The organism is Taklimakanibacter albus (genome assembly GCF_016595235.1).
Taxonomy (GTDB): Bacteria; Pseudomonadota; Alphaproteobacteria; order Rhizobiales; family Aestuariivirgaceae; genus Taklimakanibacter; species Taklimakanibacter albus.
Window position 1 is genome coordinate 489,969 of record NZ_JAENHL010000007.1, and the last position, 25,992, is coordinate 515,960.

Annotated in this window: 26 protein-coding genes; 13 read left to right on the top strand and 13 right to left on the bottom strand. The window is 63.1% G+C overall.

Annotated features, from left to right (window positions below; genetic code table 11):
- Window positions 1–2: 2 nt before the first annotated feature.
- From JHL16_RS13870 to petA, 5 genes are all read right to left on the bottom strand, one after another.
- Window positions 3–1,154, bottom strand: coding sequence for an efflux RND transporter periplasmic adaptor subunit (locus JHL16_RS13870; protein WP_200185430.1), 1,152 nt, complete (start codon window positions 1,152–1,154; stop codon window positions 3–5).
- Window positions 1,155–1,158: 4 nt separating this feature from the next.
- Complete coding sequence (locus JHL16_RS13875) at window positions 1,159–1,623, bottom strand: MarR family winged helix-turn-helix transcriptional regulator (RefSeq protein ID WP_200185431.1); 465 nt, start codon at window positions 1,621–1,623, stop codon at window positions 1,159–1,161.
- 141 nt (window positions 1,624–1,764) lie between these two features.
- Window positions 1,765–2,583, bottom strand: a complete 819-nt coding sequence (locus tag JHL16_RS13880) for a cytochrome c1 (protein WP_200185432.1) — start codon at window positions 2,581–2,583, stop codon at window positions 1,765–1,767.
- 14 nt (window positions 2,584–2,597) lie between these two features.
- Window positions 2,598–3,860: a cytochrome b gene (locus JHL16_RS13885; RefSeq protein WP_200185433.1), complete on the bottom strand. Its 1,263-nt coding sequence runs from the start codon at window positions 3,858–3,860 to the stop codon at window positions 2,598–2,600.
- Window positions 3,861–3,873: 13 nt separating this feature from the next.
- Complete coding sequence (gene petA / locus JHL16_RS13890; protein ID WP_200185434.1) at window positions 3,874–4,434, bottom strand: ubiquinol-cytochrome c reductase iron-sulfur subunit; 561 nt, start codon at window positions 4,432–4,434, stop codon at window positions 3,874–3,876.
- A gap of 164 nt (window positions 4,435–4,598) precedes the next feature.
- Between petA and JHL16_RS13895 the strand changes: the two genes are divergently transcribed.
- The 5 genes from JHL16_RS13895 (at window position 4,599) to JHL16_RS13915 (ending at window position 9,817) form a co-directional block, all read left to right on the top strand.
- On the top strand, window positions 4,599–5,051 hold the full coding sequence (locus JHL16_RS13895; protein WP_200185435.1) for a tRNA (cytidine(34)-2'-O)-methyltransferase: 453 nt from the start codon (window positions 4,599–4,601) through the stop codon (window positions 5,049–5,051).
- A gap of 69 nt (window positions 5,052–5,120) precedes the next feature.
- Complete coding sequence (hemF, locus tag JHL16_RS13900) at window positions 5,121–5,993, top strand: oxygen-dependent coproporphyrinogen oxidase (RefSeq protein WP_200185436.1); 873 nt, start codon at window positions 5,121–5,123, stop codon at window positions 5,991–5,993.
- A 33-nt stretch (window positions 5,994–6,026) separates the two neighbouring features.
- Window positions 6,027–6,572, top strand: a complete 546-nt coding sequence (locus JHL16_RS13905) for an adenine phosphoribosyltransferase (protein WP_200185437.1) — start codon at window positions 6,027–6,029, stop codon at window positions 6,570–6,572.
- Window positions 6,573–6,790: 218 nt separating this feature from the next.
- Window positions 6,791–7,759: a DMT family transporter gene (locus JHL16_RS13910; RefSeq protein ID WP_200185438.1), complete on the top strand. Its 969-nt coding sequence runs from the start codon at window positions 6,791–6,793 to the stop codon at window positions 7,757–7,759.
- A gap of 87 nt (window positions 7,760–7,846) precedes the next feature.
- Complete coding sequence (locus JHL16_RS13915; protein WP_200185439.1) at window positions 7,847–9,817, top strand: hypothetical protein; 1,971 nt, start codon at window positions 7,847–7,849, stop codon at window positions 9,815–9,817.
- A 15-nt stretch (window positions 9,818–9,832) separates the two neighbouring features.
- On the opposite strand, the gene JHL16_RS13920 is transcribed toward JHL16_RS13915, so the two are convergent.
- Complete coding sequence (locus JHL16_RS13920; protein ID WP_200185440.1) at window positions 9,833–11,389, bottom strand: trimethylamine methyltransferase family protein; 1,557 nt, start codon at window positions 11,387–11,389, stop codon at window positions 9,833–9,835.
- A 114-nt stretch (window positions 11,390–11,503) separates the two neighbouring features.
- Window positions 11,504–12,721, bottom strand: coding sequence for a cytochrome P450 (locus tag JHL16_RS13925; RefSeq protein ID WP_200185441.1), 1,218 nt, complete (start codon window positions 12,719–12,721; stop codon window positions 11,504–11,506).
- Window positions 12,722–12,752: 31 nt separating this feature from the next.
- Here JHL16_RS13925 and JHL16_RS13930 point away from each other — a divergent pair, with 31 nt between their 5' ends.
- The 3 genes from JHL16_RS13930 (at window position 12,753) to JHL16_RS13940 (ending at window position 16,069) form a co-directional block, all read left to right on the top strand.
- Complete coding sequence (locus JHL16_RS13930) at window positions 12,753–13,550, top strand: M55 family metallopeptidase (RefSeq protein WP_200185442.1); 798 nt, start codon at window positions 12,753–12,755, stop codon at window positions 13,548–13,550.
- Window positions 13,551–13,631: 81 nt separating this feature from the next.
- Window positions 13,632–14,852: a multidrug effflux MFS transporter gene (locus JHL16_RS13935; protein WP_200185443.1), complete on the top strand. Its 1,221-nt coding sequence runs from the start codon at window positions 13,632–13,634 to the stop codon at window positions 14,850–14,852.
- An 8-nt stretch (window positions 14,853–14,860) separates the two neighbouring features.
- A complete protein-coding gene (locus JHL16_RS13940; RefSeq protein ID WP_200185444.1) occupies window positions 14,861–16,069 on the top strand; it encodes a multidrug effflux MFS transporter in 1,209 nt (402 codons plus the stop codon).
- A 2-nt stretch (window positions 16,070–16,071) separates the two neighbouring features.
- On the opposite strand, the gene JHL16_RS13945 is transcribed toward JHL16_RS13940, so the two are convergent.
- Window positions 16,072–18,501, bottom strand: coding sequence for a GcvT family protein (locus JHL16_RS13945; protein WP_200185445.1), 2,430 nt, complete (start codon window positions 18,499–18,501; stop codon window positions 16,072–16,074).
- Window positions 18,502–18,633: 132 nt separating this feature from the next.
- Here JHL16_RS13945 and JHL16_RS13950 point away from each other — a divergent pair, with 132 nt between their 5' ends.
- Both JHL16_RS13950 and JHL16_RS13955 read left to right on the top strand, forming a co-directional pair.
- Window positions 18,634–19,341: a DUF1194 domain-containing protein gene (locus JHL16_RS13950; protein WP_200185446.1), complete on the top strand. Its 708-nt coding sequence runs from the start codon at window positions 18,634–18,636 to the stop codon at window positions 19,339–19,341.
- Between the two features lie 9 nt (window positions 19,342–19,350).
- Window positions 19,351–20,346: an aldo/keto reductase gene (locus tag JHL16_RS13955; protein WP_200185447.1), complete on the top strand. Its 996-nt coding sequence runs from the start codon at window positions 19,351–19,353 to the stop codon at window positions 20,344–20,346.
- 122 nt (window positions 20,347–20,468) lie between these two features.
- Here the strand turns inward: JHL16_RS13955 and JHL16_RS13960 are convergent, their stop codons facing one another.
- The 5 genes from JHL16_RS13960 to JHL16_RS13980 all read right to left on the bottom strand — a co-directional run bounded on the left by JHL16_RS13960 (window position 20,469) and on the right by JHL16_RS13980 (window position 23,258).
- Entirely contained in the window at window positions 20,469–20,828 is a 360-nt protein-coding gene (locus JHL16_RS13960) for a tRNA-binding protein (protein ID WP_200185448.1), read from the bottom strand.
- On the bottom strand, window positions 20,812–21,537 hold the full coding sequence (locus JHL16_RS13965; RefSeq protein WP_200185449.1) for a TetR/AcrR family transcriptional regulator: 726 nt from the start codon (window positions 21,535–21,537) through the stop codon (window positions 20,812–20,814). The genes JHL16_RS13960 and JHL16_RS13965 overlap by 17 nt, the downstream gene beginning before the upstream one ends.
- On the bottom strand, window positions 21,500–22,321 hold the full coding sequence (gene proC, locus JHL16_RS13970; protein WP_200185450.1) for a pyrroline-5-carboxylate reductase: 822 nt from the start codon (window positions 22,319–22,321) through the stop codon (window positions 21,500–21,502). Before proC ends, JHL16_RS13965 begins: the two co-directional genes overlap by 38 nt.
- Complete coding sequence (locus tag JHL16_RS13975) at window positions 22,318–22,818, bottom strand: type III secretion system chaperone family protein (RefSeq protein ID WP_137738641.1); 501 nt, start codon at window positions 22,816–22,818, stop codon at window positions 22,318–22,320. Before JHL16_RS13975 ends, proC begins: the two co-directional genes overlap by 4 nt.
- A gap of 131 nt (window positions 22,819–22,949) precedes the next feature.
- Window positions 22,950–23,258 (bottom strand): accessory factor UbiK family protein, encoded by a 309-nt coding sequence (locus JHL16_RS13980; protein WP_200185451.1) that lies wholly within the window; start codon window positions 23,256–23,258, stop codon window positions 22,950–22,952.
- A 96-nt stretch (window positions 23,259–23,354) separates the two neighbouring features.
- Between JHL16_RS13980 and lgt the strand changes: the two genes are divergently transcribed.
- From lgt to pgeF, 3 genes are read left to right on the top strand one after another with little or no spacing between them, the layout of a single operon-like run.
- On the top strand, window positions 23,355–24,158 hold the full coding sequence (gene lgt / locus JHL16_RS13985) for a prolipoprotein diacylglyceryl transferase (protein WP_200185452.1): 804 nt from the start codon (window positions 23,355–23,357) through the stop codon (window positions 24,156–24,158).
- The gene (locus JHL16_RS13990) at window positions 24,155–25,222 is read left to right on the top strand and encodes a class I SAM-dependent methyltransferase (protein ID WP_246770938.1); all 1,068 of its coding nucleotides are present in this window, start codon (window positions 24,155–24,157) and stop codon (window positions 25,220–25,222) included. The genes lgt and JHL16_RS13990 overlap by 4 nt, the downstream gene beginning before the upstream one ends.
- Complete coding sequence (gene pgeF / locus JHL16_RS13995) at window positions 25,219–25,989, top strand: peptidoglycan editing factor PgeF (protein ID WP_200185453.1); 771 nt, start codon at window positions 25,219–25,221, stop codon at window positions 25,987–25,989. Before JHL16_RS13990 ends, pgeF begins: the two co-directional genes overlap by 4 nt.
- Window positions 25,990–25,992 lie beyond the last annotated feature (3 nt).

The window sequence follows — 25,992 nt, forward strand, 5'->3', positions numbered from 1 at the left end:
GATCAGCCTCCCGTCCCCATCGCCTGCTTGACCGAAACCTGGACGCCGTCCGACAGCAGAAGCTGCCCGTCGGTTACCACCTGCTCGCCTTCCTTCAGGCCGCTCGCGATGACCGTCATGCCGCGCACATTGCGCGCCACCGTCACCGGCTTCATATGGGCGCGCTGCTGGGCGTCGACCGCATAGACATAGGATCCTTGCTGGTTCGTCCGCACCGCTTCATCAGGCACGGTGAGCTGGTCCGGCTCATCGCGGAAGATCACCTCGACATTGACGATCTCGCCCGGCCACAGAAGCGCCGGCGCATTGGCGATGGTGGCATAGGCGGTGACGAGTCCGGTCGCGGCGTTGGCCGCGTTGTCGATCGCCGTCACGGCGCCTTCACGCGTTTCGCCCCGCCCCGGCACCGTGAGGCTGATCTTGGCTACTCCTTGCGCTTTGTCCTCGGCGAGATCGGCGACCAGCTTCTGGGGAATGCCCACCGCGACATAGATCGGATCGAACATGTTGATGGTCACGATCGGGCTTGCCTGCTGGCCCGAAATGATGGTGGAGCCGGGTTTGACCGGAACGGTGCCGATGCGCCCGCTGACCGGCGCGTGGATCGAGTAGTATTCGCGCTGCACCTGAAGATTGTGGAGCGCCGCCTGATCGGACTGCAGGGTCGCCTTGGCGAGGTCGAGTGCGGTCTGCGCGTCGGCGGCGTTTTCCTGCGTTTCGAACTTGCCGGCGAGCAGCTTGTCGATCCGCGCCAGGTCGCGCTCGGCCTTGTCGATATTGGCCTGGTCCTTGGCCAGCGTCGCCTGCGCCTCCTCGATCTCTGTATCGATCAGCCTGGCATCGATCTCGATCAGAAGGTCGCCTTCCTTCACATCGGCGCCATCCGCCACGGCGACCTTGGAGACGATGCCGGAAACTTGCGACGTGACGGCGATCGAGGCGATGGGCTGGACCGTGCCTATGGTGGCGAAGCTGATCGGCAAGGTCATGCGCTTGGCTTCGGCGAGCACGACCGGGATTGCCGCTTCTGCCCGGTGCGCGGGGGTGGTCTGCGCATCGGCCACCCGCTCGGCAAAGCCGCCCAGATACCAATAGCCGGCCCAGCCGGCGCCGATCGCGGCGAGGAAGCTCAGCAACAGGAGAATGCGTCTCATGGCCTTATTCCGCGGCTTCCTTGCCGCTGTCTTGCGGCACCCTCAAACGCTGCCTGAGCAGGCCGAGGACATCATGGGCCTGCCTCAGCGTAGCATCATCCACCTTGGCCAGCACCTCACCGGCAATTGCCTCGCGGAAGCCGTCGATCTTGAGCGCCAGGGCCCGCCCGGCGGCGGTCAGGTGAATGCGGTTGATACGGCGGTCGCGGGCATCGCCGCGCCGCTCGACCAGTCCCTGGCGGGTCAGCTTGTCGATGAGGCTGGACAGCGAAATGGGCCGCACTTCCATGTCGGCCGCCAATTCGGCCTGGGTGGCGCCCTCCCGCCGGCTGAGCCTGGCGAGAACACGCAATTGCGCGCCCGTGAGGCCCATGGCTTGGGCCCGCTGATCGACGAAATGGCGCAGATGCCGGGACGTCTCGATCAAGGTGCTCAGGAATTCACGGCGGAACGAACGCTTGCGGTCCATGGCCTTAAGCCTCCTGTCTATGAGGTGGCTTACGATCTGGGCGATGCAAGGGCGATTTGCTTAAACCTTGGCAATGTTGCCGCGCCAAAGATAAAGGGCCGGGAAATCTCCCGGCCCCTAAACTTCAGTGTTCAGTTAGACTTAATGCTCGACCTTGGCCCAGACGCGCTGCTTCACGAAATAGAGCAGCACGGCGAAGATCGCGAGATAGATGAGGGTGGCGAAGCCCAAGGACTTGCGCTCCTCCATCTTGGGCTCGGCGGCCCAGGCCAGGAAGGCCGAGACGTCGCGCGCCATGGCATCGACCGTGTTCGGCGCACCATCATCGAAGGTCACCTGGCCGTCGACAAGCGGCTGCGCCATGGTGATCCAGTGGCCGCTGGCAAAATACGGATTGTAGTGCTTGCCCTCGGGCGCATCCTTGGCGGCTTCGGCCGGCGGCTGCTCATAGCCGGTCAGCACCGAATAGACATATTGCGGTCCGCCGACGCCGTTGATGAGCTGGTTGAACGTGCCGTACCAGCCGGCCCTCGCCTTGGTGATGAGCGAGAGGTCGGGAGGCAGGGCCCCGCCATTGGCGTTGCGCGCCGCCTGCTCATTGGCGAAGGGCGATGGGAAGCGGTCGGACGGGACGCCCGGCCGGTCGAACATCTCGCCGTCCTCGCCCGGTCCATCCTTGACCGTGAAGGTCGCGGCCAGCGCCTTGACCTGCTCGTCGGAGAAGCTGGGGCCACCCGGCTGCGAGAGGTTGCGGAAGGAGACCAGCCGCATCGAGTGGCAGGCCGAGCAGACTTCCTTGTAGACCTTGTAGCCGCGCTGCAGCTCGCCCCGGTCGAATGTGCCGAACGGCCCCTCGAAGGAATAGGAAATGTCCTTCGCTTCCTTCTGGCCCTCCGCGGCGAAAGCCGGGACGGCGAGAAGGACGAGAGAGGCCGCGACGAGTGTCTTGAAGAGTTTCATGTGTCTTTCTCCAATCACTCGGCGGGCACGGCCTGGCCTTGCGGCAAGGCGGGTTTCTTCTTGGCGAGCACGTCGTCTGAGATTGACGACGGCAGCGGCTTCGGCGTCTCGAGGAGGCCGAGCAGCGGCAGGATCACCAGGAAGTGGGCGAAGTAGTAGAAGGTCAGGAGACGCGAGAAGGTGACATACCAGCCCTCAGGCGGCTTCGAGCCCAGATAGCCGAGGCCGATGCAGACCGCGACGAAGATCCAGAAGAAGCCCTTGAACAGCGGCCGGTAGTTGCCTGAGCGCACCTTCGACGTGTCGAGCCAAGGCAGCACGAAGAGGATGGCGATCGAGCCGAACATCGCGACGACACCGCCGAGCTTGTCGGGGATGGCGCGCAGGATCGCGTAGAACGGCAGGTAATACCATTCGGGCACGATATGCGCCGGTGTCGACAGCGGATTGGCCGGCTCGTAGTTGATCGCGTGGCCGAGATAGTTCGGTGCGAAGAACAGGAACAAGCCGAAGAGGATGAGGAACACGACGATCGCGAACGAATCCTTCATCGTATAGTACGGATGGAAGGGCACCGTGTCCTGCCCCGACTTCACGCTGACGCCGGTCGGGTTGTTGTTACCCGGCACATGCAGCGCCCAGATATGCAGGCCGACCAGGCCGGCGAGCACGAAGGGCAACAGATAGTGCAGCGAGAAGAAGCGGTTGAGCGTCGGATTGTCGACCGCATAGCCACCCCACAGCCAGGTGGTGATCGGCTCGCCGAAGAACGGAATGGCCGAGAACAGGTTGGTGATGACCTTGGCGCCCCAGAAGCTCATCTGGCCCCAGGGAAGCACGTAGCCCATGAAGGCGGTGGCCATCATCACGAGATAGATGAGGACGCCGATGATCCACAGCACCTCGCGCGGCGCCTTGTAGGAGCCGTAATACATGCCGCGGAAGATGTGGATATAGACGGCGATGAAGAACATCGACGCGCCGTTGGCGTGCATGTAGCGGATGAGCCAGCCATAGTTCACGTCGCGCATGATGTGCTCGACGGAGTTGAAGGCCAAGTCGACATGCGGCGTGTAATGCATCACCAGCACGATGCCGGTGATGATCTGCACCACCAGCATGACGGCGAGGATGCCGCCGAAAGTCCACCAGTAGTTCAGGTTCTTAGGTGTCGGGAAATCGAGAGCCGAGCTCTTGACCAGCTCGACGATCGGCAGGCGCTCATGGAGCCATTTCTCCGCGGCGCTCTTGGGTTGGTAAGTCGAATGTCCGCCCATCGCGTGCCCTCTGTTAGCCGATACGGATCTTGGTATCGGAGATATATGCATAGATCGGCACCGGCAGATTCTGCGGCGCCGGGCCTTTGCGGATGCGTCCGGCCGTGTCGTAATGCGAGCCGTGGCAGGGGCAGAACCACCCGCCGTAATCACCTTGCTGGCCGAGCGGCACGCAGCCGAGATGGGTGCACACACCCATCATCACCAGCAGCTTCTCCTTGCCATCGACCACGCGGTTGACGTCGGTGGCGGGATCGCCCTCTTTCACATTGGCGTTGCGGGCAACGGGATCGGGGAGGTCGGTGACCGGCACCGCCTTGGCCTCGTCGATCTCCTTCTGGGTGCGATGCCGCACGAAAACCGGGTTGCCGCGCCACTTGATGGTGATGCTCTGGCCTTCGGCGATCGGCGCGATATCGAGCTCGATCGAGGCCATAGCGCGCACCGACGCGTCAGGATTCATCTGGTCGATGAACGGCCAGGCCACCAGGGCCGCGCCCACCGCACCGGCCGCACCGGTGGCTATATAGAGAAAGTCGCGCCGGTTCGGATCGGCATGTTCGGCTGTGGACACTTGAGTTTCCTCTCGCAAAAGGCATACCGGAAGGCCCGCGAAACCGGCCGGCACACGAATTGGTGTGTTTTTGGCATCGGGTTTCCGGAATGTCTAGCCATCAAGTGTCGCAGTGAGACGATACTTTGCGCGCCTCCCTGCCCGGAACTAAGAAGCTGAAATCCATGATCGAAATCGCCCTCTACCAGCCCGACATCCCACCCAATGCGGCAACCGTCATGCGCATGGCGGCCTGCTTTGGCTTACGGGTGAGGATCATCGAGCCGGCCGGCTTCACCTGGTCCGATTCTTCCCTGAAACGCGCCGGCATGGATTATCTGGATCATGCCCTGGTCGTCCGCGACCCGTCCTGGACCGCCTTCCGGGAGGCCACCCGGGGCCACAGGCTGATTCTCGCCTCGACCAAGGCGGCTGTCCCCTATACCGATTTCAGCTTCCACAAGGGCGACATCCTGGTGATGGGCCGGGAAAGCTCGGGCGTTCCGGCGGAAGTCCACGACGCGGCCGACGCCCGGCTCCTGATTCCCATGCGTCCCGGTTTGCGCTCGCTCAATGTGGCGCTGGCCTGCGCCATGATCACCGGCGAGGCCCTGCGCCAGACGGGCGGCTTTCCTTAAGGCCACATGCCCGGGAGCGTGACGCCCCGCCGCTTTGTCTTGCCCAGCAAGTTTCGCCAGAGTCCGGCCATGACCAAGACATTGGAACAAAAACAAGCCAAAGCACGCGCCTGGTTCGAGACCTTGCGCGACCAGATCTGCGCCGAATTCGAGAGGCTGGAGGACGAATTGGGCGGCGCCGAGCCGCCCGGCCGCTTCGCCCGCAAGGCGTGGAGCCGCAAGGACCATGCCGGCGTCGAGGGTGGCGGCGGCGTCATGTCGATGATCCATGGGCGCCTGTTCGAGAAGGCGGGCGTCCATTGTTCGACCGTGCATGGCGAATTCTCGCCCGAATTCCGCAAGCAGATCCCCGGGGCCGAGGACGATCCGCGCTTCTGGGCCTCAGGCATCTCGCTCATCGTCCATCCGCGCAATCCCCATGTGCCCGCGGTGCACATGAACACCCGTTTCGTGGTGACGTCGAAATCCTGGTTCGGCGGCGGCGCCGACCTGACCCCGGTCCTGGACGTCCGGCGCACCCAGGAACATCGCGACAGCGTCGCCTTCCACGCCGCAATGAAAGCAGCATGCGAGGCCCATCCCATCGCCGACTATGCGAAGTTCAAGAAATGGTGCGATGACTATTTCTTCCTGCCGCATCGCGGCGAGGCGCGCGGTATCGGCGGCATCTTCTTCGACTATGTCGACTCGGGCGACTGGGACGCCGACTTCGCCTTCGTGCGGGAAGTCGGCCGCGCCTTCCGCGACGCCTATCCGCCGATCGTGCGCGCCAATATGAAGGAGAGCTGGACCGCCGCTGAGCGCGAGGAGCAGCTCATCCGCCGCGGACGTTATGTCGAATTCAACCTGCTGTATGACCGCGGCACGATCTTCGGCCTCAAGACCGGCGGCAATGTGGAGTCTATACTCTCCTCGCTACCCCCGGAAGTGAAGTGGCCTTAATATCGCGGGGTTGGACTTCGCAAGGAGAGATTGATGGATCTGCGGCACGGCTTCGACATTAAGCGGTATATCCGGACCATTCCGGATTACCCCAAGAAGGGTATCCTTTTCCGCGACATCACCACGCTCCTCGCCAATTTGCACGCCTTCCGTGCGGCGGTGGATGAGCTCGCCTGGCCGTTCCTCAAGGGCGGCATCGACTATGTGGCCGGCATCGAAGCGCGCGGCTTCATCTTAGGCGGGGCTGTCGCCCATGTGCTGGGCCGCGGCTTCGTGCCCATCCGCAAGAAAGGCAAGCTGCCCTATAGGGTGATCGGCCAGGAATATGCGCTCGAATACGGCGTCGACACGATCGAGATCCATGCCGATGCGATCAGTGCCGGCGACCGCATCCTGCTCATCGACGATCTGATCGCCACCGGCGGCACCGCCAATGCCGCCATCGACCTGATCCGCAAATCGGGCGGTGAAGTCGTGGCCGCCGCCTTCGTGATCGACCTCCCCGACATCGGCGGCAGCAAGCTGTTGCGCGACAAGGGCGTCAAGATCCATACGCTCGTGTCCTTCGAAGGCCATTGAGTCCTTGGTCGTGTCAGTGGCACAAGACTGGCACAGGATTTCCCCTGCTATGAGGGGCCCGCGGAAATTCCCTGCAAATCCCTGCTGATCCGCTGTAAATCCGCTGCAAAAGAACAGCGGATCTGCAGCGGATTTCCGGCAAAGACCTGCAGGAATGGCGCGGCTGACATGCCGATCCGTCCGAAGCCCGAACCGGCTTTTCCGTGTAAGCGGAAAAAATGAGCAGCGAGACCACGACCGACAGCGCCCCGACGGCGCCCGCCGCCTCCGTACCGTGGCTCGGCTATGTCTTTGCGGCATTGGGAGCGGCGCTCTTCTCCTCCAAGGCCATCTTCATCAAGCTCGCTTATCTGGAGCGTGCCGACGCCGCCATGATGCTCGCTTTGCGCATGGTGATGTCGCTGCCCTTCTTTCTCGCCATCGGCCTCTACGCGCTCTATCTGCATCGGCGCGCCGGCCGGCCTTATCCGAGCCCGCGCTTCGTGGCGCTGGCCGCGCTCAACGGCTTCATCGGCTACTACGTCGCCGCCTATCTCGATTTCGCCGGTCTCATCTACATCACTGCCCAGCTCGAGCGGCTGGTGCTGTTCACCTATCCGGTCTTCGTGATGTTCCTGGGCTGGCTGTTCTTCAAAGGCCGCATCACCATGAACGGCCTGATCGGCGCCGCCATCACCTATTCGGGTCTCGCGGTGATCTTCTCGCGTGGCCTCTCCGCCGATGGCTGGACGACCCTCATCGGCACCGTGCTGGTGCTCGGCGCCGCTTTGACCTTCGCGCTCTATCAGCTTCTCGCCAAGAACCTGATCACCGCGATGGGCAGCACGCTCTTCACCGCCATCGCCATGTCGGCCGCCTCGATCGCCTGCGTGATCCATTATCTGCTGGTCTCGCATGGCACCGGCCCCAGCGTGTCCTGGCACTATCTCGGCCTCGTCGCCGGCTGCGCTTTCTTCGCGACGGTGCTGCCTTCCTTCCTCATCAATGCCGGGCTCGGACGCACCTCGCCCCAGGCGACCTCGATGATCTCGACCATCTCGCCGCTCATCACCATCTTCCTGGCGGTGATCTTCCTCGGCGAGGAATTCACCTTCACCGACGCCATCGGCACCGCGCTCATCATTCTGGGCGTCGGCTTCTATGCCTGGTCGGATGCAAGGGCGGCGAAAGCTCCGCCGGAGAGCTGAGGCCAACCGCGGCAAATCTCCTTTGACTTTTTGCACACAAGAAACATAGCGCTTGTGCAGCAAAAATGACGGATGGAGTATCCTGCAATGCCGACAATCATCGTTAAAGGCAGAAGAGTCCAGGTCAGCGACGATTTTTTCAATCTGCCGCACGAGGATCAGGAAGCCACTATACGGCAAATTGGCGACCGGATAGCGTTCGAGGCTATTACTGGCACGCGCCCGACGAACTTCGACCAGCCCCCCGTGCCCAACGATGAGCCCAAGCCAGAACCTTCGTGGTCTGATGTACCACAGAATATTAGACCGTCGGCCGTCAATGCAGCCACCGGACTTTGGGACATGATTACCCATCCGCAGCGAACGGCCGAGACCCTCGTCGATGCCGCACAAGGCGGCGTTGACCGGATTGTCCCGGAAGAATTTACAAACTTCATGGATACTTATGTTTCACCACGCAGTCGGGAAACAAGGGAACGACAACGCCAGGTTTCGGGTGCGGTGGGGGAGGCACTCTATGATCGCTATGGTACATGGCGAAACATCAGGAACACGATGATTACCGACCCCGTGGGCAGCGCTCTGGATATAGTGGGCATCGCTACTGGCGCCGCTGGCTTGGTCCGCGGGGGACTTGCGGTCGGCTCGAAGGCAAATCTCGTTAAGACACCTGGCACGGCCCTCAATGCAGAGCGCCTTGCGACCAGTGAATTAGGGTCGATCGTACCCGAGAACAACATGGGCCATGCCACCGCTGCCGGCCCCGACAAGCGCGCGCTCCAAATTTCACCTGAAAAGCCCATATCTGACAGCCAGCTTCAACAAGGTCATCTCCCGCAAACAGCCACCCCTCAACGAAGTGATCTAGCTACCGCAGCAATCACTCGTCCGGACACCGGCTTGGTAGTGCCCAAGCCAGATATCATCCTGCCGGATACCAACTTGGTGGTGCCGACGCCGCATATCATTCGGCCGGTTAGCCGCGATGTGCTGGAATCAAAGCGCAGTGACTCGTTCAAGCCCACTTTTCTCCCTTTCCCGCCACCAGTGAAGCAGGCAGAAATCGAATTCACACTGCCTCGTCACTGGAAGCAGCGGTCCTCTCCCTGGATTGCACAATATCCGCCAATGACAACAGGACGCCGCCGGCCATTTCGCCTCGACTATCCGGAAGATCCGCCGACAGACGCTCAGGGAAGAATTCTGTTCGACATTGAAAGGAGGCCTCTAACAGCGAGGTTCGTTGCAGGACGAAATGAACTGGGCAAAGCCGATCGCGCGCTCACATTGAGTGAAATGCTCAGCATCATAAAGAACGATTTGGGCCTTAAACTGGTGTCCATGCCCAGAGGCTACTTCCAACCAAGAACGATTGGCCACATTAGCAAAGATCCCAAGGATGACCGCCTCGCGGAGATTGCCGTGTGGGATGGGCTTCCAGCTGACCAGGAGTTTGTCACAATAGGGCACGAGCTGGGACACGGCCTCGACTTGATCGCTGGGCAACTTTCGTTGAAGGGAATCGATGATGAGCTCATCCCTCTCTATAGTGCTCATTCGACGGGGATAATCGGACCGCCCTACCTATTGCCAGAAAATCGCGGATATGGAGGCCTCACGCCACCGCGCGAACGAGCTGCGGAAGCATTTCGCATATACTCAACGGGACCTGACACAATGAAGCGGATGGCCCCCAAAGCGGCTGCCGCGATGCGGGAGTTGAATAGCCATCCGTTCTTTAAAAGAGTCCTCCAGTTTAACGGCCTTCCGATTGGAGTGCCGGCGGGGGTAGGAACCGCAACCGCTGCGGCAATCGGAGCTATGGCAGGCAGCGACGATGCCAGTGCGGTACCTTCGCGGCAGACGTCACCGGTGAGTCATCGCGGAGATCATGACAAGAAGGAGTCCAACAGAGGTCTGGCGAGCATCACAAATGCACTGTCCCGAAGAAATGGGCATGTGCCATCCCGACAAAAGGAGAATTTCAGAGACCTTGTCCGGACGATCATGCAACTCAAACACGATCCGAAGATTCGTCGCTATGGCGGCCCAAGATGAAGTCTGGGCAAAGCCTCATGCCACGCTGTCTGGCAGGCCTTCCTTGCGCTTCGCCATGAAGGCCTGAAGCGCTTCGTCGAGCGCCGGATCGAGAGCCGGCGCCTCATATTCGCGCAGCATCCGCTTCCAGGTTTCGTTGGCGCGCTGAGTGGCGTCCTTGCCGCCATCGTCGCGCCACTGCTCGAAGGAGTTGTTGTCGGCGATGGTCGAGCGCCAGAAGGCGGTTTCGAAATTGGCCTGGGTATGAGCGCAGCCGAGGAAATGCGAGCCCGGGCCGACTTCGCGGATGGCCGAGAGCCCCTGCCCGTTCTCCGAGAAGTCGACGCCTTCCGAGAAGCGCTGGAACATGGTGAGCTGGTCGGCGTCGATGATGAACTTCTCATAGGAGCTGACGAGGCCGCCTTCGAGCCAGCCCGCCGCATGCAGCATGAAATTGACGCCGCCGAGCAAGGCCGGCCACAGCGTGTTGGCCGTCTCATGCGCGGCTTGCGCGTCGGTGACTTTCGAGGCGCACAGGCTGCCGCCCGAGCGGAACGGAACGCCGAGGCGCCTGGCGAGCTGGGCTGCGCCGAACAGCACATGCGCCGGTTCCGGCGTGCCGAAAGTGGGCGCCCCCGACTGCATCGAGATCGAGCTGGCGAAAGTGCCGAACACCACCGGTGCGCCGGGGCGGCAGAGCTGCGCGAAGGCCATGCCGACCGAGGCCTCGGCCAGGATCTGCGTCAGCGTGCCGACGACGGTAACCGCCGACATGGCGCCCGACAGGATGAAGGGCGACACCACCGTCGCCTGGTTGGCGCGGGCATAGACCTTGAGCGCCCCCACCATCGTGCCGTCGAAGACGAGCGGCGAATTGGCGTTGATGAGATTGATCATCACGCAGTTCTGATCGACGAACTCGTCACCGAACACCATCTTGGCCATGGTGACGGAATCCTCCGCCCGCTCGGGCGCCGTCACCGAGCCCATGAAGGGTTTGTCGGAATAGCGGATATGGCTGTAGACCATGTCGAGATGGCGCTTGGCCACCGGGATGTCGACCGGCTCGCACACCGTGCCGCCCGAATGATGGAGCGACGGCGCCATATAGGCGAGCTTCACGAAATTGCGGAAATCCTCGATCGTGGCGTAGCGGCGGCCCTCGTCGAGATTGCGGATGAAGGGTGGGCCATAGACCGGCGCGAAGATGGTGCTGTTGCCGCCGACCGTGACCGAACGCTCCGGATTGCGCGCATATTGCACGAACTCGCGCGGCGCCGTCTTGAGGAGCGCGCGCACCAGCCCCTTGGGGAAGCGGACCCGGTCGCCCTTCACATCGGCGCCGGCTGCCTTCCACATCGACAGCGCCTCGGCATCGTCGCGGAAATCGATGCCGATCTCCTGGAGGACGGTTTCGGCATTGGCCTCGATGAGCTCGAGCTGGTCGGTGGTGAAGGGTTCGTAGAGCGGCACGTTGCGGCGGATGAAACCCTGCTGCTTGGCCATGCCGGAACCGCGCGCGGCGCGGCGCGCCTCCGCACCACCACGGGCCCGGCGGCCACCGGTTGAGGGAAGGGTCTGGGCTTCGGACATCGTCACACCGTTGAAATCATCTCACCTCTCCGGGTGATACGCTCAACAGGGTCCACAGGACGGCGTATTTCCGTCCTGGCATGGCGCGGAAACGACCTCCCCGGTCAACTGCACTCACCAGACGAGGTCGAGCCGTTCCAATCCGTGGAAATGATAGGCATCCCGGTGGCTTGGCGGCCGGGCCAGTTTCAGCCCTGGCAGGCGCTCGAACAGGATCGGCAACGCCACGTTGAGCTCAAGCCGGGCCAGAGGCGCCCCGACACAGAAATGAATGCCGGCGCCGAAGCTCACATGCGGGTTGGGGGTCCGGGCGGGATCGAACCGGTCGGGCTCGGGGAAGCGGGCCGGGTCGCGATTGGCGGCGCCGAGCAGGAGACCAACCGTCTCGCCTTTCTTCAGCTTGAGGCCGTTGAACTCGACATCCTCCAATGCATAGCGGGTGAAAAGATGGAGCGGCGCGTCGAAGCGCAGAAGCTCCTCGACATGCCCCTCGCCAAGGCCTGACCGCGCCTGCCCTTCCTCGATCAGCGCCTTTACCCCATTGCCGATGGCATGGACGCTCGCCTCGTGCCCGGCATTGAGGAGCAGGATGGCGGTGGTGATGAGCTCGTCCTCGCTGAGCGACTTGCCTTCCGCCTCGGCGGCGATGAGCTGGGACAGGAGATCGTCGCCGGGCGACAACCGCCGCGCCTGCACATGGCGGCGCATGAAGCTGCTGAAGGCGAGCGTCGCTTCCACCGCCTTGCGCTCGACCTCCGCATCGCGGCGCGCCTGATACATCGCCACCATGTCATGCGACCAGGAGAGGAGCCGCGGCCCCTCCTCCACCGGCACGCCGAGCAGCTCGGCTATGATGGTGATCGGGATCGGGGTCGCGAAAGCCTCGAGCAGCTCGACCTCGCGCGTTTCCGCGAAGCCGTCGATCAACTCATGGGTGAGTTGCGCGATGCGGGGTTTAAGCCGTTCCACCGTGCGCGACAGGAAAGCCCGGTTGACGAGGCCGCGCAGCCTGGTGTGGACCGGCGGCTCGGTCTCGAGCAGCGAATGCTGCTCGACATCATAGAACGGCTTGAGCCGTTCCGGTATTTCGGACCAGCCCAGCTCGTCCCGCGTCATCACATGCAGGATCTGCCGGCCGAAGCGCCGGTCGCGCAGCAACGCCGACACGTCCTCATGGCGCGAAAAGCACCAATAGCCGTACTCCTCCCATTTGAAGACCGGAACGCTCTCGCGCAATTGGCGGTAAATGGGATAGGGATTGCAGAAGAACGCGCGATCGCGCGGATCGAGGCTCAGGCTTCGGCTCGTCGTGTCGATTTTCATCAAGTCCATTCTACGTTGCAGGGAGCCTCGAAGGCATATCATGAAAGTCTATATCAGTGTCGATATCGAAGGCGTGGCCGGCATCACCCATTGGGATGAGGCCCAGAAGAACCATGCCGATTACGCCGAATTCCGCGAGCAGATGACGCGCGAGGCGGTGGCCGCCATCGAGGGCGCCGAGGCCGCCGGCGCCACGGAGATCTGGGTCAAGGACGCTCATGATTCAGGCCGCAATCTCATCACCTCAATGCTGCCCGGCACTATCCGGCTGATCCGCTCCTGGGCCGGCCACCCGCTCTGTATGGTGCAGGAGCTCGACAAGAGCTTCGCTGCGGTGATGATGGTGGGCTATCACGCGGCGGCAGGCTCGGAAGCCAACGCGCTCGCCCACACGCTCTCGCTCAAACCGCATTTGATCCGTCTCAATGGCCGAACGGCATCGGAATTCTACATTCATGCTCTGGCCGGCAGCCTGCTCGGGGTGCCGACCGTCTTCGTCACCGGCGATGAAGGCCTGATGGCGGAGGTCAAATCGACCAATGCCGCGATCGGCCGCTGCGCCGTCAAGCGTGGCGTCGGCCAGTCGACCATCAGCCTGACGCCTAAGGCCGCCATCGCCGCCATCCGCGCCGGGGCCGAAACGGCCCTCAAGGGCAGGCTTGCCGACGCCCTTATTCCGCTGCCGGAGGATTTCGTGCTCGAAGTCACCTATGCCAACCCGGTCTTAGCCTACCGGATGCAGTGGTACCCGGGCGCCAGCCACAGCGGCGACCGCACCATCCGTTTCGCCACCAAGGACTATTTCGACGTCTTGCGGATGTTGAATTTCGTCACATGAGGATGCGCCTGCTGCATAGATAGCAAGGGTGACAGGGGGGCGGATCGCGGTTATTGTCCGCCCCATCCTCGAAAGCCCTCCATGACCACCAGTCCCAGCCGCGCCGGCGCCGAATTCATCGCGCTCATGGCGCTCACTTTCTCGCTGATCGCGATGTCGATCGACTCGATGCTGCCGGCGCTCGGCGACATCGCGCGCGATCTTGGCGCCGGCAATCCGAATGACCGGCAATTCGTGCTCACTGCCTTTTTCGCCGGGCTGACACTGGGCCAGTTCATCTATGGCCCGATTTCCGACAGCACCGGCCGCAAGCCTGCAATGTATGCGGGCTTCGGCTGCTTCATTGTGGGCGGGCTCATCTGCGCCCTCACCACCGACTTCAGCGTGATGATCATGGGCCGCGTGCTGCAGGGTTTCGGCGCCGCGGGCCCCCGCATCGTCGGCACCGCCATGGTGCGCGATCTCTATGCCGGCCGCGCCATGGCGCAGGTGATGTCCTTCGTGATGGCGGTCTTCATCATGGTGCCGATCCTGGCACCTTCTATCGGCCAGCTCATCCTGCTCGTCGCCGACTGGCGCGGCATCTTCTTCGGTCTCGTGCTCGTCGGCGCCATCAATTTCTTCTGGCTCGCCATGCGCCGCGCCGAAACGCTCGAGCCGACGGCGCGCGCGCCGCTGTCGCTCGGGCATATCTTGCGCTCGGCCAGGGAGGCGCTCGGCAACCGCATCACGCTCGGCTACACGATCGCCACCGGCTTCATCTTCGGCGCCTTCATCTCCTATCTCGGCATGTCGCAGCAGATCTTCCAGGACCAGTATGCCGCCGGCAAGCTCTTCGCCGTCTATTTCGGCGTGCTCGCCGCCGGCATCGGCTGCGCGTCCATCACCAATGCGACGTTGGTCACCCGTTTCGGCATGCGGACGCTGTCGAAGCTGGCGCTGCGCGCCGCCTGCCTGTGGTCGCTCGGCTTCCTGGTGATCGCCTTCCTGCTCGGCGGCCACCCGCCGCTGTGGTTCTTCCTCGTCTTCATGGTCGTCCTGTTCTTCTGCAACGGGCTCCTTTTCGGCAACTACAACGCGCTTGCCATGGAACCGATGGGCCACATCGCCGGCGTCGCCGCCGCTGTCATCGGCGCCGGATCGAGCCTCATCGCCGTTGTCGCCGGCACATTGATCGGGAGGCTCTATGACGGCACCGTGATCCCGCTGGTCGCCGGCTTCACCGCCATGGAGATCGCGGCTTTCCTCGTTACCGAATGGGCCGAGCGCGGCCGGTCCAAGCGCGTGATCACGCCGAGCTGAATGCCCCCATGACGCAACCGGCCTCAGCCCGCTCGAGCGTGGAATTCATCACGCTGATGGCGCTCACCTTCTCTTTGATCGCCATGTCGATCGACGGCATGCTGCCGGCGCTCGGCGACATCGCCCATGAGCTCGGCGCCGCCGATCCCAATGACCGTCAGTTGGTGCTCACCGCCTTCTTCGGAGGCCTCACCGTCGGGCAGTTCATCTACGGCCCGATCTCCGACAGCACCGGACGCAAGCCCGCAATGTATGCCGGCATCGGCTGCTTCATCGCCGGCGGGCTTATCTGCGCCTTCACCACCGATTTCACCTTGATGCTGCTCGGCCGCGTCCTGCAGGGCTTCGGCGCCGCGGGCCCCCGCATTGTCGGCATGGCGATGGTGCGTGATCTCTTTGTCGGCCGCTCCATGGCGCGCATCATGTCCTTCGTCATGACGGTGCTGATCCTGGTGCCGGTCCTGGCGCCATCGATCGGCCAGCTCATTCTCCTCGTCGCCGACTGGCGCATGATCTTCCTGGCGCTGGCGATCGTCGGAATGCTCGATTTCCTCTGGCTCGCCACCCGCCAGCCCGAGACACTGGCGAAGACCGAGCGGGTCCCCTTGTCGATCGGCCGCATCCTGCGCTCCGCCTGGGAAGCGCTCTCGCATCGCCGCACACTCGGCTACACGCTGGCCACCGGCTTCATCTTCGGCGCCGTCATTTCCTATCTCGGCACCTCGCAGCAGATTTTCCAGGAGCAATATGGCACCGGTCAGTTGTTCGGCGTCTATTTCGGCCTTCTCGCCGCCGGCATCGGTGTCGCCTCCTTCGCCAATGCCCGCCTGGTGATGCGCTTCGGCATGCGCAACCTGTCGAAATGGGCCCTGCGCACCTCCTGCCTGTCGTCGCTCGCCTTCCTGCCCTTCGCCCTTCTGCTCGACGGGCACCCGCCCTTCTGGGCCTTTATGGCTTATATGACCGTTCTGTTCTTCTGCAACGGCCTGCAATTCAGCAATTACAGCGCGCTCGCCATGGAGCCGATGGGACACATCGCCGGCGTCGCCGCCGCGGTCATCGGGTCGGTATCGAATCTCATCGCCGTCGCGACCGGCAGTCCGATCGGCCGGCTCTATGACGGCACGGTCATCCCGCTCGTCGCCGGCTTCGCTGGTCTCGGTGTCGCCGCCTGGCTCGCCGTCGAATGGGCGGAGCGCGACCGCCGGCCGGTCTGACGTCAGCCCCGCATCCGTTCGCCTTTGGGATCGAAGAGCGGCTCGCGCTGCGGCCTCGCCTTGTAGCGCTTGCCGATGATCTCGATCTCGAAGCCTTCGTCTTCGTGAGCAATCTCCTTCGGCACATAGCCGAGTGCCACCGACTTACCGGCATAATGGGCATAGCCGCCGGACGTGATCCAGCCGATCACCTTGCCTCTGTGCCAGACCGGCTCGTCGCCGATGACATCGACATCCTTGGTCTCGACGGTGAAGGTGAGAAGCCTGAGCTTGCCGCCCGTCTCCTTCTCCTTGAGCGCGCCGTCGCGGCCGATGAAGTCGTTCTTCTTGAAGGAGACGAAGCGGCCGAGGCCGGCTTCGAGCGGCCCGTAGATCGGGCGATATTCACGCGCCCAGGTGCCCCAGGACTTCTCGAGCCTGAGCGACATCAGAGCCCGGCCGCCGAAATGAGCGAGGCCCAGCTCGCGGCCCGCTTCGACGATCATGTCATGCGCGGCCAAGAGATAGTCCGAGCGTACCCAGATTTCGTAACCGAGATCGCCGGTGAACGAGACGCGTCCCACCTTGGCCGGCACGATACCGAGATCCATCTCGCGGAAGTCCATGAAGGGAAAGGCTTCGTTGGAGACATCGGCGTCGGTGAGTTTGGCGAGGAGATCGCGGGCACGCGGCCCTGCGATTGACAACCCCGCAAGCTCGACGGTCAAGGGGCGCACCGCGACGCTGCCGTCCTTCGGCAAATGCCCCTCGAACCAGCGCATATGATAGTTCTCCGCCGGACCCGAACCGAAGATGTAGAAACGCTCGTCATCCGCCTTAGCGACGGTGAAGTCGCCGATCAGCTTGCCGGCCTCGTTGAGCATCGGCGTCAGCGCCAGATGGCCTTTGGCCGGGATGCGATTGGCCAGGAGATGCGACAGCCAGGTTTCAGCCCCCTGCCCGGTGATCTCATATTTGGCATAGCCGGTGATCTCGATCACACCGACCCGCTCACGCACCGCGCGGCATTCATCGCCGACGATCGGAAACGCGTTGGAGCGGCGGAAGGTGATCTTCTCCGTGGGCTTCTTGCCCTTGGGCGCGAACCACAACGCCTGTTCGAGACCATAGCCGACGCCGAAGAAAGCGCCCATCGCCTTGAACCGCTCATAGAGCGGGCTGGTGCGCAGCGGGCGCGCCGCCGGCAATTCTTCATTCGGGAAGGTGATGCGGAAACGGCGTCCGTAATTCTCGATCACCTTTTTCGAGGTGTAGGACATGTTGGCCCAGGAGCCGTAACGCGCCACGTCCATCGCCCAGATGTCGAAGCCCGGATCGCCATCGACGATCCAGTTCGACAAAGCGAGGCCGACGCCGCCGCCCTGGCTGAAACCCGCCATCACACCGCAGGCCACCCAATAGTTGTGCAGGCCCCGGATTGGCCCGACCAGCGGATTGCCGTCGGGCGCAAAGGTGAAGGGGCCGTGGATGACATTCTTGATGCCGGCCTTGGCGAGGGCCGGATGATGCTGGAAGGCGCGTTCGAGATTGTCGGAGATATGCTCGAGATCGGGCGGCAGCAGCTCGGTCGAAAAATCCCACGGCGCCACCTTCGGCGACCATGGCCGGCCATTGGGCTCGTACGTGCCGACCAGGGCGCCGGTACGCTCCTGGCGCATATAGAGCTCGCCGTCGAAATCGATGCAGTGGAGCATCTCGTGGCCAGTCTCCTTGTTGAAGGCGACGACCTCCGGGATCTCCTCGGTGATGAGATATTGATGCGCCATGGCGAGGATCGGCAGTTCGAGGCCGACGAAGCGACCGACCTCGCGCGCCCACAGGCCACCGGCATTGACCACATGCTCGGCATGGATCGTGCCGCCTTCGGTCACTACATCCCAGGTCCCGTCCGGGCGCTGCACGGTGTCGGTGACCCTGTTCTTGCGGATGACTTCGGCGCCCTGCATACGCGCCGCCTTGGCGTAGGCATGTGTCGTGCCGGAGGGATCGAGATGGCCTTCGAGCGGATGGAACATGGCGCCGATGAACTGCTTCTCATCGAGCAGCGGCCAGTATTTCTTTGCTTCCTTGACCGGAATGAGCTCGGTCGGCACGCCCAGATAGCGATTGCGCGCATGCGCCATCTTCAGCCAGTCCCAACGGTCGTGGTTGGACACCAGCATGACGCCGCCGGTCAGGTGGATGCCGGTCGCCTGGCCCGAGATCTGCTCGATCTCCTTATAGAGATTGATCGTATATTCCTGCAGCTTTGCGACATTGGGATCGCCATTGAGGGTGTGGAATCCGCCGGCCGCATGCCAGGTCGAACCCGAGGTCAGCTCATCGCGTTCGATGAGCACGACGTCCTTCCAGCCGCGTTTGGTGAGATGGTAGAGCACCGACGCCCCGACGACACCGCCGCCGATGACGACAACACGAGCCTGACTGCGCATGGGAATTCCTTGAAAGGAAGGGATGTGGCTCAAGCTTTCTAGCCAATGGCCTGCCTTGTCGCAACGGCGCGCCTGCCATTCGCCGGTGAGAAGTTCTCAACCCCCTCTCGAGCCTGTAGGATAGTATGCACCATGCGTCATCTGCTGGCCTTCCTCCTGCTCGCCATGAGCCAGCCCGTCACGGGCACGGTATCGGCCAAGACTGTCGACCTCGAGCTCGTTCTCGCAGTCGATGCCTCGGGCAGCGTCGATGATCGTGAATACACGTTGCAGCTCGAAGGCATCGCGCAAGGCTTCCGCGACGCCACAGTCCGGCGGGCGATCCGCTCCGGGCCAACGAAAAGCATCGCCGTTAATCTGCTTGTCTGGGCCGAGCCGCAGATCCCCAAGGACATGACCGGCTGGTTCGTCATTACGTCCGATGCGGAGGCCGAACACTTTGCCGCAACGGTCGCGACCTTTCCGCGCCGGCAAAGCGGGTCGACGGCGATCGGTGAAGGCATTGCCGCTGCTTTGCGGGCAATCGACGGCAATGACGTCGAAGCGGCACGTGCCGTCGTCGACGTATCGGGCGACGGCCGCGAGTCGGTGGCGCGCGAATTCACCGTCCTGGTCGGACAGGCTCGCGCCATGGCGCTGAGCCGCGGCATCGTCATCAACGGGCTCGCCATCCAGAATGAGGTGAGCGATCTCGCCGACTATTATCGCCGCAACGTCCAGGCCGGCCCCGACAGCTTCGTGATGACAGCCAAGGATTACGAAGATTTCGCCGAGGCGATGCGCCTCAAACTCTTGCGCGAGATCGAGTATCGTCCGCGCCTCGCTTTCCGTTCCAGATAGGAGAAGACCATGAAACATCGCAAGCTCGGCAGCGAGCTCACCGTCTCCGCCATTGGCCTCGGCTGCATGGGCATGAGCTACGCCTATGGCGGGCAGGAAGAGGCGAAGTCGATCGAGACCCTGCGGCGCGCCGTCGATCTCGGCGTCACCTTCTTCGATACCGCGGAGGTCTACGGCCCCTTCGAGAACGAGATACTCGTTGGCAAGGCCCTGAAGAATGTGCGCGACAAGGTCGTGATCGCCACGAAATTCGGCTTCACCTTCGGCACGGCGACACCCGGAACCTCGCCAATCAACGGCGTCGACAGCCGGCCCGAACATGTGAAGGAAGTGGCCGATGCCTCGCTCGAGCGGCTTGGCATCGACCATATCGACCTCTTCTACCAGCACCGCGTCGACCCCAAGGTGCCGATCGAGGACACGGTGGGTGCGATGGCTGATCTGGTGCGCCAGGGCAAGGTCAAGGCGATCGGCCTCTCGGAGGCGAGTGCCGCGACGATCCGCCGGGCCCACAAGGTGCATCCGATCGCTGCCGTGCAGAGTGAGTATTCGCTCTGGACCCGTGATCCGGAAGCCGAGGTATTGCCCACCTGCCGCGAGCTCGGCATCGGCTTCGTGCCCTATAGCCCGTTGGGCCGCGGCTTCCTCGCCGGTGCCATCCGCTCGGCCGAAAGCCTGGCCGGCAATGACTGGCGCCGCACCCAGCCACGCTTCCAGGCGGAAAACATCAAGACCAACATGACTTTCGTCGAAACCCTTGAAGGCATCGCCCGCCAGAAGAAGATCACGCCGGCGCAGCTTGTGCTCGCCTGGGTGCTGCATCAAGGCGATTTCATCGTGCCGATCCCGGGTGCTCGCAAGATCAACCATCTCGAGGACAATGCCGGCGCGGTGGATGTCGTGCTGACAGCGCAGGACCTTGCCGCCATCGCTGCCGCCGTGCCGAAGGACTCCATCGCCGGCAAGCGCTACACCGACGAAGGCTTGAAAATGGTCAACGTATAGGCGCGAGCCTATTCCTGCAGCGAGAGGTCGGGGTTCTTCACCCCGGCATCGACCTCGGCCTGGTAGAAGCGCGCGCTGATATCGCGCGCAAAACTGCAAGGAATTTTATGCGAATCCGAAGCTCAGTAGAGCCTGCCGCCATTCGGCACTTTGCGCTCGATCGCCGCGAGCACGACTTCACCGTCATCATCGGGAAAGCCGAGCGTCAGCACTTCCGACATGAACTTGCCGATCTGGCGCGGCGGGAAATTGACGACCGCCGCCACTTGCCGGCCGACCAGCTCCTCAAGCTTGTAATGCTTGGTGATCTGGGCCGAGGATTTCTTGACACCGATCTCGGGACCGAAATCGATCTTGAGCTTGAAGGCGGGTTTGCGCGCTTCCGGATAAGGCTCCGCCTCGATGATCGTTCCGGCTCTGATATCGACTTTGAGGAAATCGTCGAAGGTGATCGGCGCTGATTTGTCAGTCGGCTGTGTCATGGGCCTGTGTCTTGGTTGTCCGCTCTTCCCTGAAGCTGCGGAAGACGCGGGCAAAGCCAGAGCACAGCGCGATCGGTGTTTCAAGCCGTTTCATCACCGCCTCGCCGTCCCGCAATTTGCGGTCGAGCGCCGCCATGGTTCGCGCAAGGCCGGTATCGTCGTCCTTGAGCCAGACCAGCATCGTATCGGCGGCGATCTTGGCGAGGCCCAGCCGCGCCGCATCGCCCCTGAAGCCCGTGAGCCTGATATCGGCCGCCGCCAGCATCCAGCCCTGCGTGACGAGTGAAGACGCGAGCAGCGACAGCCACTCCACCGGGCCGTCGGCCGGCGCCTTTGCGATATTGGCGATCGCTGGCTTATAGGGCGCCAGCAATTCGAAGCGGCGCAGCATGATGTCGAACAAGCGGTCATGCGCATCGCCCTCGACCGGATCACCCGTGAGCGAGGCGAGCAGCTCGCTGTCCATTCGGCGCGCAAAGGCGTCCAATATGTCGGGCTTGCCCGACACCTGCCGGGCGAGATCGGCGAGGCTGATCCCGGCATTCTCGGCGATGGCGGCCAGCGTTATCTCCGGCCAGGGCTTGTCCGCCGCGAGGCGAAAGGCGGCATCGACGATGAGATCGCGCGTCTCGGTGCTCATATGGAGAGTGTAGCTGAGGCCGAGGCCGCCGTCAGCTTGCCAATTCGCGCGAGCGGCGGGTTGCCGCATCGATCGCCTTCTCCATCAGCGGCGCGAGCCCGTCCTCCGCCATCAGCACTTGCAGCGCGGCATAGGTGGTGCCCTTGGGAGAGGTCACATTCTGCCGCAATGTCTCGGCCGGAAGCCCGCTCACTCGCATGAGTTCGCCCGAGCCCGCCACCGTGGCCCGCGCCAGCTGCATGGCGATGTCCACGGGCAGCCCCATGGCGACACCGGCTTTGGCCAGGCACTCGGTAAGATAGAAGACATAAGCGGGACCCGAGCCCGAGACCGCCGTCACCGCATCGATGAGGGACTCGTCCTCGACCGTCACCACCTCGCCGATCGCCGAAAGCAGATTTCGGGCAAGTTCGATCTGGGCTGCGGAGACATGGGCATTGGCCGCCATGGCGGTGATGCCGCGTCCGACCGCCGCCGGGGTGTTGGGAATGGTGCGGATGATTGCCGCATCCGCGCCGAAATGCCGCGCAAAAGAGGCGATCGTCTTGCCGGCCGCCACCGAGACGACCAGGGGCCGCGAAGTCTTGAGGGAAGCGACGCCCGGCAGCACGTCTTCCATCACTTGCGGCTTGACCGCGACGAGCACGACTTCGGCGTCCTTGATGGTCGCGACGGCAGGGTTGTGCCGGATATGATGCTGCTGCAGGAGCGCCAGGATTTCGGGGGGCGGCGAAGGGTCGAGCGCCACCACCTGCTCGGGCCTGACGCCGCTCTTGAGCCAGCCTTCCAGCATGGCGCCGCCCATCTTGCCGCAGCCGACCAGCACCAGGGTACCGGAAAGGGAAATGCTCATGCCTCACCCATTGTATCGAGCAGACTCGACTCCAGCGCCTCCTCGGCGCTCTTGCCGGCCCAGACGACGAACTGCAGTGAGGGGAAATAGCGCTCGCAGGTCTCGATCGAGACACGGATCAGCGCCTCGCACTGGGCGTCGGTGACGCGTGCGCCGCCCGCCAGCATGAGGCTGTTGCGCAACAGCACCGTACCGTCCTGGCGCCAGATGTCGAAATGTCCGAAATAGAGCTGCTCATTGACCAGGTTGAGCAGCCGGCCGATTTCCTCGCGCCGCGCCGGCGGCACTTTGAAGTCGTAGCTGCAGGCGATGTGGAGGCTCTCGAAATCCTCGCGCCAATGGATCGAAATGCTCATGTCGCCCCAGGTGGCGGCGACGATCATATTCACTTCGTCTTCCGCCGAGCGGTCGATGAACCATTCATGGCCATGCGCTATATGCTCGACGCGATCGAGCGGGTTGGACGTTTCTCTCAAGAGCGATTGCAGGCTCGCCATTCAATTGTTCCCAGTGACGAATCAATTCGTCAATCCCGGGGAGACCGTGCCCAAGCCTTTGAGTCGCATCAAGACAGCATTAACCATGGAGGTGATTCCTCCACAGCGGATTTTACAGACAGGCGGGCTATTTAGTGAGTCGCGGCCGGGCCTTCGCCGGGCTTTTCGCTCGTGGGGGCCGCCGGCGGGACAATGCCGAGCCGGGCTTCGAGCACCGCGATGCGCTCATGCAGGCGGTCATTCTCCTCGCGTGCCTTCTGCGCCATCTCGCGCACGACCTCGAAATCCTCGCGCTTCACGACGCCGACGTCATTGAGCACGCGTTCGACCTGCGCCTTCACCAGCGTGTCGATCTCGCGCCTGACGCCTTGTGCGGCGCCGGCCGCATTGGTCGCAAGCTTGGCGAGTTCATCAAAAAACCGGGACGATGTCGTGGTCATGGGGCACGCTCCTATTGCCCTTTCAATTAAGTGTGAGCGGGCCGCAATTCAAGGGTGCCTTGACCAATCAGGGCCGTGCGCCCAGTTTGCCCCGCCATGATCGAATTCCCCAATATCGACCCTATCGCCTTCTCCATTGGCCCCTTTGCGGTGCGCTGGTACGCGCTGGCCTATATTGCCGGCCTCCTCTTCGCCATCTGGTACGCCAAGCGCCTGGTCGCGACCCCGTCTCTGTGGGGCGACCGCAAGCCGACCGCTACGCCGGCGCAGGTCGATGACCTCTTCATCTGGATCGCCCTCGGCGTCATCCTGGGTGGGCGGCTGGGCTATGTGCTGTTCTATAATCCGCTCCATTTTCTCGCCAATCCGCTCGACATCTTCCGCATGTGGGAAGGCGGCATGTCCTTCCATGGCGGCTTCCTCGGTGTCGTCGTGGCGTTGCTTGTCTATGGCAGACGGCATGGCATGACGCTCGACCGCCTGCTCGATCTCGGCGCCGCCGCGACGCCCGTCGGCCTGGGCCTCGGCCGCCTCGCCAATTTCATCAATGGCGAGCTTTATGGCCGGGCGGGCGATGTGCCCTGGGCGATGATCTTCCCCAACGACCCGCAGCAGATCCCACGCCATCCGAGCCAGCTTTACGAGGGCCTCCTCGAGGGCCTCGTGCTGTTCGTCATCATCCGTATCGCCACGCATCGATTCCAGGCCCTTAGCCATCCCGGCCGCGCCTCCGGCCTCTTCGCGCTTGGCTACGGCCTGTCGCGCATCATCGTGGAGTTCTTCCGTGAGCCCGACGCGCAGCTCGGCTATTTCTTCGGTTTCATTACCATGGGCATGATCCTGTCGCTGCCGCTGGTCGCCATCGGCATCTGGCTGCTGATGCGCTCGCGCCGCACATGATGAAGCCGACGCCGCTCGAACAGATCATCGTCGCGATGATCCGCGAGGACGGACCAATACCGCTTGATCGCTATATGGCGCTCTGCCTCGGTCATCCGGTTCACGGCTATTACATGTCGCGCGATCCCTTCGGACCTGAGGGCGACTTCATCACCGCGCCCGAGATCTCACAGATTTTCGGCGAGCTCATCGGCATCTGGTGTGCGGCGGCGTTCCAGGCTCTGGGCGCGCCGGACGAGTTCCATCTGATCGAACTTGGTCCTGGCCGCGGCACACTGATGAGCGACATGCTGCGCGCCAGCCGCGTGATGCCCGGTTTCCGCGACGGTGTCCGCATCCATCTCGTCGAAACCAGCCCGGCCTTGCGCAAGCTGCAGGCCGCAAGGCTCGGACAGACCATCACTTGGCATGACAGCCTCGCTACTCTCCCTGACGGGCCTTCGATCGTTATTGCCAATGAGTTCTTCGACGCGCTCCCCATCCGCCAGTTCGAATCCCGCAATGGCCAATGGATGGAGCGCCGCATCGGCCTCGGCGCCGATGATCGGCTGGTGATCGGCCTTTCGGCGCAGCATCTCGATCGGCCTCCTGGCACCGACGGCGACATTCTGGAATCCGCTCCTTTGCGCGACGACATCGCACGCGAGCTGGGCAGCCGCCTCGCTGCTAGCCCGGGAGTCGCCCTCGTCATCGATTATGGCCATGCCGCCTCCGCTCTCGGCGACACGCTGCAAGCGGTCCGCCGTCACAAATTCTGCAGCATTCTCGACCGCCCGGGTGAGGCGGATCTGACTTCCCATGTCGACTTCGAAAGCCTGGGGAATGCCCTCAGGCAAGGCGGCGCCCTGCCCCATGGCCCCATCACCCAGCGGCAGTTCCTGCTGAGCATGGGGCTGGAAGCGCGCGCCGCCCTGCTCACCCAGAAGGCCAAGCTCCCAGAACGCAACGTTATCGGACGCGCCGTCGAACGGCTTGCCGGGGAGAATCAAATGGGTAACTTGTTCAAGGTCTTGGCGGCCACTTCGCCCGGGCTCCCCACGCCTTATCCCTTTGGATCGCCATGATCGAAGCTTCCGACCTCAAATCATCTACAGCACTGCGCCACGGTTTCTTCACCCGCGAGGGCGGCCATTCGGACGGCCTCTTCGCCTCGCTGAACTGCGGTTTCGGCTCGGGCGACGACAAGCCGACGGTCGCGAAGAACCGAGCCACCGCCGGTGAGGCGCTCGGCGTTCCCGGCAGCCACCTCCTCACCGTATGGCAATGGCACAGTCCCGATGTGATCGTTGCCGATACGACCTGGGATCCGCTCGCCCCACCCAAAGGCGATGCCATCGTCACGGCAAAGCCTGGCCTCGCCATCGCGGTGCTCACCGCCGATTGCGCTCCTCTCCTCTTCGCCGACATGGAGGCCGGCGTCATCGGCGCCGCCCATGCCGGCTGGAAGGGCGCGCTTGCCGGCGTGAGCGACGCCACTGTCGCCGCAATGGAGAAGCTCGGCGCCAGGCGCGAGCGCATCAATGCGGTCATCGGTCCGACGATTTCGCAACCGGCTTACGAAGTCGGCCCGGAATTTCCGGCCCCGTTCCTCGCCCAGGACACGGGCAACGCGGATTTCTTCATTCCCTCGAAGCAGGCGCGCCATCATATGTTCGACCTGCCGGGCTATCTCGCCCGCCGCATGACGGGCTCAGGTGTCGGCAAGGTCGTCAATCTCAACCTCTGCACCTATTCAGACGAGAATCGCTTCTACAGCTTCCGGCGCGCCACGCATCGCCGTGAAAAGGATTACGGCCGGCAGATTTCGGCCATCGTGCTCAACGCGGAATAGCAA